The sequence below is a fragment of the Nonomuraea sp. NPDC049141 genome, from assembly GCF_040648415.1.
Lineage (GTDB): Bacteria > Actinomycetota > Actinomycetes > Streptosporangiales > Streptosporangiaceae > Nonomuraea.
In genome coordinates this window covers 1-1,918 of sequence record NZ_JBEZDR010000166.1, presented here as the reverse complement: position 1 = coordinate 1,918, position 1,918 = coordinate 1, and the positions used below count along the sequence as shown (strand labels likewise).

Below are 1,918 nucleotides of genomic sequence, written 5' to 3'. Positions count from 1 at the left end.
TGCCGGGTCGGCCATGACCGGGTTGGCCAGGACGGTGGCGGCGACGGCGCCGAGCAGTGCGGACCAGAGCGCCGGGCGCAGCACCGGCGAGATCACCGGGCTCCGTCGTCGCTGCCGTCGCCCGCGCCCACTGTCGACCATTCCGCTCCCCGTCCGGCGTGACTCGCCGCGCCGGGTGGGCGCGGCCGTGGGGACGCTACCAGCGTGTGGCGAACGTCCCACCCTGTCTTACCGCACCCACGCAGCGATGTCGATGCGTTGGGGGTAACAGGAGCCTGAGAGTTCGGTGAGCGGGCGCACGGGGGCCGACCGTGCTGCGGCGGCGTCGGCGGGCCGACGTACGCTCGATTCCTACCGCAGGTGGAAGGGACGTGGCTTTCGATGGACGCCGGACTCAAGCGTGAGCTCGAAGCGAAGGTGTACGCCGGCGAGCGGCTGACCCGCGAGGACGGGATCGCCCTCTACGACAGCGACGACCTCGCGTGGCTGGGCCGGCTGGCGCACCACCGGCGCACCGAGCTCAACGGCGACCGGGTGATGTTCAACGTCAACCGGCACCTCAACCTGACCAACGTCTGCTCCGCCTCGTGCGCGTACTGCTCGTTCCAGCGCAAGCCGGGCGAGAAGGACGCCTACACGATGCGCATCGACGAGGCGGTCCGCAAGGCCAAGGAGATGGAGGACGAGCAGCTCACCGAGCTGCACATCGTCAACGGCCTGCACCCGACCCTGCCCTGGCGCTACTACCCGAAGGTGCTGCGCGAGCTGAAGGCGGCGCTGCCGAACGTCAAGCTCAAGGCGTTCACCGCGACCGAGGTGCAGTGGTTCGAGAAGATCAGCGGCCTGAGCGCCGACGAGATCCTCGACGAGCTGATGGACGCCGGCCTGGAGTCGCTGACCGGCGGCGGCGCGGAGATCTTCGACTGGGAGGTCCGCCAGCACATCGTCGACCACGCCTGCCACTGGGAGGACTGGTCGCGCATCCACCGGCTGGCCCACACCAAGGGGATGAAGACCCCGTCGACCATGCTCTACGGCCACATCGAGGAGCCCCGGCACCGCGTCGACCACGTGCTGCGGCTGCGTGAGCTCCAGGACGAGACCGGCGGCTTCATGGTCTTCATCCCGCTGCGCTACCAGCACGACTTCGTCGACTCGGCGGACGGCAAGATCCGTAACCGGATCCAGGCCCGTACGACGATGGCCTCGCCGGCCGAGTCGCTGAAGACCTTCGCGGTCTCCCGGCTGCTCTTCGACAACGTCCCGCACGTGAAGTGCTTCTGGGTCATGCACGGGCTGTCGGTCGCCCAGCTCTCGCTGAACTTCGGCGTCGACGACCTGGACGGCTCGGTCGTGGAATACAAGATCACTCATGACGCCGACTCGTACGGCACCCCGAACACGATGCACCGGGACGACCTGCTGCACCTGATCTGGGACGCCGGCTTCCGCCCCGTCGAGCGGAACACCCGCTACGAGGTGGTCCGCGAGTACGACGCCGCCCCGTCCCTGGCCGAGCGCCGCGCCGAGCCGCAGCAGGTCTGGGCCTGAGCCGGCACGTACCCTCTGAGGCCATGACCGAGCAGCGGAGCGGGTTCCCCCGGCGGGACGCCGAGGGGCGCATCCTCACCCTGGGCGACCTGCTCGGGGTGAGCCTGGCCGGCCTCGTCATCGGCGTGCTGGCGGTGGTGTTGTTCGACTGGGCGTTCGAGCTGATCGGCGCCGGCGACTTCGGCGGCGCCAACGGCTGGCTTGCGATCATCCTGCCGGCCTGGCTGTTCTGGGACGACTTCCGCGCCTGGGAGTTCGGCGCGGCCCGGGTGGTGGCGGCCCTGGCGGCCGCCGCGGTGGGGCTGGTGGCCGGGGGCGTGGTGGGCGGCCGCCCCGCCGGGCGTTCGCCGCTGCTCACCCGCGGGCG

At 70.5% G+C, this 1,918-nt stretch carries 2 protein-coding genes; both read left to right on the top strand.

Features of this window, described 5'->3' with window-relative positions; genetic code table 11:
• Positions 1-381: 381 nt before the first annotated feature.
• The gene (mqnE, locus tag AB0B91_RS65500; RefSeq protein WP_089002460.1) at positions 382-1,551 is read left to right on the top strand and encodes an aminofutalosine synthase MqnE; all 1,170 of its coding nucleotides are present in this window, start codon (positions 382-384) and stop codon (positions 1,549-1,551) included.
• A 23-nt stretch (positions 1,552-1,574) separates the two neighbouring features.
• Positions 1,575-1,918: hypothetical protein (locus AB0B91_RS65495; RefSeq protein ID WP_358343108.1), on the top strand; the 344-nt coding region annotated here is incomplete at its 3' end.

Excerpts from the sequence above, each read along its gene's own strand:
- mqnE (WP_089002460.1), top strand. The coding sequence starts at position 382 with ATGGACGCCGGACTCAAGCGTGAGCTCGAAGCGAAGGTGTACGCCGGC.